This window comes from Bacillota bacterium (assembly GCA_040754675.1).
Taxonomy (GTDB): Bacteria; Bacillota; Limnochordia; order Limnochordales; family Geochordaceae; genus Geochorda.
Genome location: JBFMCJ010000210.1, coordinates 1 through 7031, shown reverse-complemented (window position 1 = coordinate 7031; position 7031 = coordinate 1). Strand labels below are relative to the sequence as shown.

Below are 7031 nucleotides of genomic sequence, written 5' to 3'. Positions count from 1 at the left end.
CGCCGCGGCGACCGCCCGCTGGATGGCGAGCCGCACCTTCGGGTCCCGCGCGCCGTCAGCCACCACCATCACCCCCTTCACGACCGGGTACCGCTCGGTGAGCACGACGGGCGTCTCCCGGCGGCCCTCGCTGTCCCGGATGATCGCGACCTGGCGCTGGACCCGGCGCTCGCCGGTGGCCTGGGAACGCGCGGCGTCCGGCCCCACGCCCGGCAGCGTCCGCTGCTCCACCGTCTCGTTGAACGCCACCACCTGCTCCGGGCCCTGCGCCCAGGTGATGAACACCTTGACGCTGCCCACCCCGTCCATGAGCCCCAGGATCGCTTCGAGTTCCCGCTCGACCTCCTCGCCGTACCCCGGCCGCTCGGGAGGCGGGGAGTTGAGCGTCGTGGCGGGCATCAGCGAAGGGGACGGGCGCGCTGCGGAAGGCCGGGCAGCTTCCTGCCTGGACGAGGAAGGCACGAACAGATCAGGCAACCCCATGAGGGCGATGCCAACGGCTGCGGCGGCAAGCAGCATGGCTGCCGTACGGGCCTGGGCCGGGGGCAGTTTCACGAGGCCCGCCCACCTGGCAAGCCATGCCTGAGCCTGCGGTTCGCCGGCCGCAGGGCGCCCCACCTCGAGATCGTTAACGCGTCGGCCCGTCACGTGCTGGCTGCCCCCTCGCTACGGTTCCACGTGAAGCTCCACCGCGTCTGCGCTCAAGCCCGCCACGGCGGCCAGATACGCCGGCAGCCTGTCCTCGGGAAGGGCCACCGCCGAGCGGCGGCGAGCCCTCACCACCAGCCGGACATCTCCGTCGTGGACGGGCCGCGGCTCAACCGCCAGCGCCTCGTACCCGGCACCCTCCAGGACCCGGCGAACGGCCCGCTCGGCTTTGCGAGCCACCAGTTCCATGGCTCGAGCTGTCATGGTCTCCTCCAGCCCCTCCCGGACCAGCGGCGCCGGCTCCGGCGCGCTCTCCCGGACACCGGCCGGACCGGAGGGCGCCTGCCAGCGGGCGGCGGCCTGGCTCCAGAGGGCGGCATCCTCCACCAGGCCCACCACCGGGCCCACCGCCGCGGCCAGGAGGGCCACGCCCATCACCGTGCGGACGGTGCCCCGGAGCGATCCGTGAGGGAGCAGCAGCGACGCCAGCGTGAACACCACCGCCATGGCCACGATTTCCTGAGCCCAGGCCAGCAGGCTGCTCCACATGCCGCGCCCCTCTTTCCTTCGCTCAGCGAACGACCCAGGGCAGCGTGGAGGCCCCCACCATGGCGCTGGTAGCCAGCATGAAGACCACCACCGTCGCCGCCAGGCTGGAGAGCAACAGCCCCATCGTGTCGCTCATCGCTTCGAGCGCTCCCGCCACCCTGGGGTCGCCCAAGGGCTCCAGCAGCGCCGAAGCCAGCCGGAACACGAAAACCACGGCGAGCAGCTTCACCACCGGCGCGAGCCCCGCCAGCACCACCGTCACGACCCCGGCAAGCCCGAGGCCACCGCGGATCAGGGCGCCGCCGCCCGCCACCACCTCCACCGCTTCGGAGACCATTCGTCCCACCACGGGGACGGTCGCGCCGGCCACGTACTTGGCGGTACGCAGCATGACCCCGTCGGCGACCGGCCCCAGAGCTCCCCGCACGGCCACGACGCCGAGGAGCACGGTCAGCGTAAGGCCCAGGACGACCAGCGCCGCATGCTGGATGAGGCCGGACAGGCGGGAGAGTGGGAAGTCGGTGGCGATCTGCCCCGTCACGGCGAGGCTTCCTCCCAGTACGAGCCCGGGCACCACGACGTTTTGAAGGAGTTGTCCGGAAGCGGTCAGCACGCCGAGCAGGATCGGGTGGAGGGCGGCGGTGGCAACCCCCACGCCGGACAGGGCTCCCAGCCCGCCAAGGGTGGGAAGGAGCGCCTGAGCGATGGCGGTCATCTGCTGCACGCTTCCCCCGATCATCCGGATCACGATGTTGAAGCTGTGGAGCCCGATGAGGATCATGGCCAGCATCACCACGGCCCGGGCGGCCTCCAGCACGGCGTCGCTGCCAATTCCTCGCCCGAGCTGCTGGAGAGCCGCGCCCAGCACGGCTAAGGCGAGAAGGCGGGCGAGCAGGTGCGCGTTGACGACCAGCTCGCGGACGAAGAGGGACGCAAGAGCCTGGAGCACCTCACCCGCCCCCGGCAGGCCCTCCTGGCCCATGCTCCGCAGGAACCGGCCCCAGTCCACGTTGAGCCGTGCCCTCAGCTCCTCGTCCACAAGGCCGTATAGCTCCTCCAGCCGGTCGAGGTCGACGTGCTCCAGGCCCGCCTCGTAGACCTCCCGGAGAAGCTCGGGAGCAGCCCCCTGCGAGCCGGCCGATTCCGGCCCGCCCTGCGGGGCCGGCGCCGCCAGCCCCCCGGCGGCAGAGGCTGCCAGAGCCAACACCACAGCCAGCAGGGCCCCAAGCAGCGTACGCCGGCCCTTCCCCGATGCGCCGTCCCTCATGGGAAGCAAAAGCACGTCCCCTTCTCTGCGCCTACCCCACCGCCGGCAACAGGCGCCACAGCGCGTCGAGCAAGGCCACGAAGACCGGCAGCGCGATCACCAGGATGACCACCTTGCCGACCAGCTCCACGGTCATGCCCAGCGAGTGCTGTCCGGCGTCCCTGCACAGCTCGGCGGCGAACCCCGCGATGTAGGCGATGGCCATGGCCCTCAGCACCACCCCGAGGTAGGCGCCGCTGGCCCCTGCCGCCCGGTTGAGCCGCCCGAAGGTGGAGACCACCTCCTGCAGCGGCCCGAGCGTGGCGCCCACCGCGAGGGCGGTGAAGGCCACCACCAGCGCCAGGGCGAGTTCAGGGACCCGGCCCCGCATCAGATGGAGCCAGATGGCCATCACCACGGCCACGCCGGCCACCCTGCCTACCAGTTCCACCCCTACCACCACCGGAAGACGGTCTCGACGTCCCGGAAGAGCTGCCCGATGAGCTGGATGATCCATAGGAGCACGATGATGACACCCGCCAGGCTCAGCATCTGCGCCTGTTCCTGACGGCCCGCCTGCGAGAGGAAGAGGTGGAGAATGGCGATGAGGATGCCCAGGCCGGCGATCCGGTAGATCAGGCTGATATCCACCTCAAAACCCCCCCTGCCGAAAGGAAGCGGCCCGCCGAAGGGCCTGACGGCTGCCGTCCGGGCGCTACAGCAGCATAATGCCCACTGCCAGCCCCACGGCCAGGCCGGAGAACCGGTAGAGCCGCTCCAACCGGTCCCGGTCCTGGCGCGCCTGCTCCAGTGCCAGGTCCACCCGGGCGATGGCGTCGTGGAACAGCGCCTCCTGGGTGGCCGCGTCCACCCTGCCGAAGTGCAGGCAGAACTCCTCCAGCACGGCCATGTCGCCGGGCGCGAGGAAGCACCGGTCCAAGAGTGCTCGCATGGCCTCCATCCACGCGTCCCCCGCCGCAAGGCCGGGGCCCTCTCTCAGCGCCCGGGATGCAAGCCGGCAGGCCTGCGCGAGCACTCCCCGACCGGCGCGCCCGGCCCGTTCGAACGCCTGGGCGGCGGGAAGGCGCGTGTGGGAGATCGCGGCCTGCATCACCGCCAGGGCCTGGCGGAGCTGTTCCAGGTCGTGGCAGCGGCCTGACAGCGCCCGGGCCCGCATCCACCCCACGCCCCCGAGCCCGGCACTGGTGAGCACCAGCCCCACCAGGTCGTTGAGCAGGGCTCATCCCTCCCCATCGCCGCAGGCACTCACCAGCTCTACGGTCCCGGGGCCGAGGCGGCGGCTCAGTACCACCAGCCGCTCGAACAGCCCCAGATCGAAGAGCGGAGCCAGGCCCGGCCGTCGCCGCGCGTGGGCCACGTCGAAGGCGTGGGCGGACGCGATGACGGTGCAGCCCGTATGCGCCGCGCGGGCCAGGGTTTCAGCGTCGCGGACCGTCCCGATCTCATCGGTGACCAGCGCCTCAGGGCCGAGCGCCCGCAGCGCCCAGTGGATCCCCTCCACCTTGGGGCACCCGTCCAGCACGTCGGTGCGAGGGCCGACGTCATGCTGCGGAACGCCCTGGAAGGTGCCGGCCAGCTCCGATCGTTCATCGACGATGACGACCTGGGCGCCATCCAGGCCCATCTCGGGAACCCCCCACGATGCCAGGCGCGCCAGATCCCGCAGGAGCGTCGTCTTGCCTGCCCCGGGCGGCGAGAGGACAAGGGTGCTGGCGAGCACCGACCGGCCCCCCCGGCGCCTGACCAGAAGGCGTGGCAGCACAGGCCGCGCCACGTCTGGAATGGCGCGGGCAATGCGAATGCAGGCGCTGGAGATGTCGGTGAGGGCGTGGATGGAGCTTTCCGGCCCTAGCACGGCCCGTCCGCCGAACCCGACCCGGTGCCCGCCGGGCAGCGTGAGGAAGCCCTGCCGGAGCTGCTCGCCCACCGCGTAGATGGATCCCCCGCAGATCCTGTCCACCAGCGCCTGAACGAGCCGCGCATCGGCGTGCAGGGCTCGCCCGGGGTCAGCCACGGCGCGGCCGCCGGCGTCCAGGAAGTGGGCCCCGTCGGCCGTGACCAGGAGGAGAGGGCGTTCGAGCCGGACGCGAAGCTCCACGGCCCGGGCGGCCATCTCCGCGCTCAGGCCCCGAACGGCCTGGGCGAGCACGTCCGGCAAAACCCCACTCAGAGCGGCCCGCCAGGCCGCGGGGTTTGCGGCAGGCCGGCCGTCGGCAGTCGCCCCCCGCACCATCACCGGCTCGTCCCTCCGGACCCGAACCCTATGCACGGGCGCGGGGGCTTATGCTTGTCTACCGGGACGGAGCGGGTTTCCAGGCCTTCATGAGTTCGGCGCCGCAGTACGGGCAGCGGATCGCGTCGGTGAAGTCGCCTACCTCGCCTTCAAGGAGCGCAACGGTGCGCCCGCACTCGCCGCACTCCACCTGCACCTGGCCCTGCTGCCCAGCGCCCTGGCGCTGCCTTCCGGCTTCCCCCCTCGGGGACTCCCCGGCGGGGAATAGATCCTCGAGTTCACCCAGGTCTTCGTCCAGGCCCCGCACGTAGGAGAGGAGCAAGCGGTGCCCTTTCCTGAGCCGCCGGATCTCCGCTTCGATCCTGGAGAGGCGCTGCAGCACACCGGTGCCGTCGACAGCCCGCCTCACGGGTAAAAGCAAAACGGCCCACCCCCTCGCGACACTTTGGCCCGAGGGGGAGGCCTTTATGCGCGCCAGGCCATGCGAGGTACCGGGCCCTACGCCCTCGATAGGTACTCTCCCGTCCGGGTGTCCACCTTGATGACGTCGCCGGTGTCGATGAAAAGTGGCACCTGCACCACAAGCCCCGTCTCGAGCTTCGCAGGCTTCGACCCGCCCTGCGCGGTGTCACCCCGTACACCCGGCTCCGTCTCGACCACCTTGAGTTCGACGTAGGTGGGCAGCTCCACCCCGATGGGGCGCCCCTCGTAGAACTGGATGAGGATGACGTCGTTCTCCTTGAGGTACTTGGGCGCATCCCCCAGGTACTCTTCCGGGACGGCGATCTGTTCGTAGTTACGGGTGTCCATGAAGTACCACTCGTTGCCGCTGTGGTACAGGTACTGCATCTCCCGGTTCTCCACGTGGGCCCGGTTGACCCGCTCGCCCGCCCTGAAGGTGCGGTCGATGACGTTGCCCGTCCTGACGTTCTTGAGCCGGGTGCGCACGAAGGCCGCACCCTTGCCCGGTTTCACGTGGAGGAACTCCACCACGCTCCAGACTTCGCCGTCCACCTCAATGGTCAATCCCGGCCGCAGATCGTTGACGGAGATCACGCCTGTATCCCTCTGCTTTCCGAACGCCTCAACCGCCCACCACGATTAACTCCTTGGGCGAAGCCGTCAGGACTTCGCACCCGTCCTCCGTGACCAGCACCAGGTCCTCGATGCGCACGCCGCCCCACCCGGGGATGTAAATACCCGGCTCGACGCTCGTGACCATTCCCGGCTGCAGCACCGTGTCCGAAATCCTGGAAAGGCGCGGGATGGGTTCGTGAACCTCCAGCCCCACCCCGTGTCCCAGCCCGTGCCCGAAATACTCGCCGAACCCGGCCTGCTCGATGACGGCTCGGGAGTCGCCGTCCACCTCCTTGCCCGTCCGGCCGGGCCGCACGGCCTGCACGCCCGCAGCCTGCGCGCGCCGCACCACTTCGTACACTTCCCGAGCGCGCGGCGGCACCTCGGGCCCGACGACCACGGTGCGAGTCATGTCCGAGTGGTAACCGTCGTAAACGCACCCGAAGTCCAGCACCACCAGGTCGCCTGGCTGAAGGGCCCGGTCGGTGGGGAAGGCGTGCGGCAGTGCCCCGTTGGGGCCCGACGCCACAATGCTGTCAAAGGCCAACCGCTCCGCCCCGTGCTCCCGCAGGAAGATCTCCAGCCGCCAGGCGACCTGCCTCTCCGTGACCCCGGCACGCAGTTCGCCGAGAATGTACTGAAACGCCTGGTCGGTGATGGCAATCGCCCGGCGCATCGCCGCAAGCTCCGAGGGCGACTTGACGGCCCGCAGCGCCTCTAGTTGCTGCTCCACCGGCACCCACGTGACGCCGGGGATCTCCTCCTGCCACCGGGTGGCCTGCCGGTAGGACATATGCTCGGATTCGAAGCCGACTTTCTTGAGGCCGTACTCCCCCATCACCTCGCGGAGCGTCTCCCAGACGTAGTCGGCGTGCTGGATGACCCGGTATCCGGCTGCCTGCCTCGACGCCTGCTCGGTGTAGCGGGAGTCCACCAGCAGCACGGGTTGCTGCGCGGGGTCCCGGCTCACCAGCACCACGCCCGCGCTCCCGGTGAAGCCGGTCAGGTAGCGGCGGTTGAACCGGTCCACCACCACGATGGCGTCCAGTTGAGCTTCGTCCAGCTTGCGGCGCAGGGCCGAAAGGCGCTCCTGAGTCTCGTGCAAAACGGCACCTCCGGGTTTTTCCATCTACGATGCTCCGCCTCTCTCTCCTCTCTGTCGCGCGGCCATCCGGACCACCGCGTGAAGGGCCAGGACATAGCCTTCGCCACCGAACCCCGCGATGACTCCAACGCAGGCCCCCGCCGTCACCAGGC

General features: G+C 70.4%; 10 protein-coding genes. All 10 read right to left on the bottom strand.

Annotated features, from left to right (window positions below):
* Nucleotides 1-648 (bottom strand): hypothetical protein (locus tag AB1609_12710; protein ID MEW6047322.1); only part of this gene is annotated, 648 nt, incomplete at its 3' end.
* A gap of 18 nt (nucleotides 649-666) precedes the next feature.
* Nucleotides 667-1197, bottom strand: coding sequence for a hypothetical protein (locus AB1609_12705; GenBank protein MEW6047321.1), 531 nt, complete (start codon nucleotides 1195-1197; stop codon nucleotides 667-669).
* A 22-nt stretch (nucleotides 1198-1219) separates the two neighbouring features.
* A complete protein-coding gene (locus AB1609_12700; protein ID MEW6047320.1) occupies nucleotides 1220-2464 on the bottom strand; it encodes a stage III sporulation protein AE in 1245 nt (414 codons plus the stop codon).
* 31 nt (nucleotides 2465-2495) lie between these two features.
* Nucleotides 2496-2894, bottom strand: coding sequence for a SpoIIIAC/SpoIIIAD family protein (locus tag AB1609_12695; GenBank protein ID MEW6047319.1), 399 nt, complete (start codon nucleotides 2892-2894; stop codon nucleotides 2496-2498).
* A gap of 2 nt (nucleotides 2895-2896) precedes the next feature.
* Complete coding sequence (spoIIIAC, locus tag AB1609_12690) at nucleotides 2897-3094, bottom strand: stage III sporulation protein AC (protein ID MEW6047318.1); 198 nt, start codon at nucleotides 3092-3094, stop codon at nucleotides 2897-2899.
* A 64-nt stretch (nucleotides 3095-3158) separates the two neighbouring features.
* Nucleotides 3159-3656, bottom strand: a complete 498-nt coding sequence (locus tag AB1609_12685) for a stage III sporulation protein AB (GenBank protein ID MEW6047317.1) — start codon at nucleotides 3654-3656, stop codon at nucleotides 3159-3161.
* A 27-nt stretch (nucleotides 3657-3683) separates the two neighbouring features.
* Nucleotides 3684-4697 carry a stage III sporulation protein AA gene (gene spoIIIAA, locus AB1609_12680; GenBank protein MEW6047316.1) on the bottom strand — a complete coding sequence of 338 codons (1014 nt, stop codon included), beginning with the start codon at nucleotides 4695-4697 and terminating at the stop codon, nucleotides 3684-3686.
* Nucleotides 4698-4755: 58 nt separating this feature from the next.
* Nucleotides 4756-5118, bottom strand: coding sequence for a hypothetical protein (locus AB1609_12675; GenBank protein ID MEW6047315.1), 363 nt, complete (start codon nucleotides 5116-5118; stop codon nucleotides 4756-4758).
* A gap of 77 nt (nucleotides 5119-5195) precedes the next feature.
* Nucleotides 5196-5753, bottom strand: a complete 558-nt coding sequence (gene efp / locus AB1609_12670) for an elongation factor P (protein ID MEW6047314.1) — start codon at nucleotides 5751-5753, stop codon at nucleotides 5196-5198.
* 28 nt (nucleotides 5754-5781) lie between these two features.
* Nucleotides 5782-6903, bottom strand: a complete 1122-nt coding sequence (locus AB1609_12665; protein ID MEW6047313.1) for a Xaa-Pro peptidase family protein — start codon at nucleotides 6901-6903, stop codon at nucleotides 5782-5784.
* Between the last annotated feature and the right edge of the window lie 128 nt (nucleotides 6904-7031).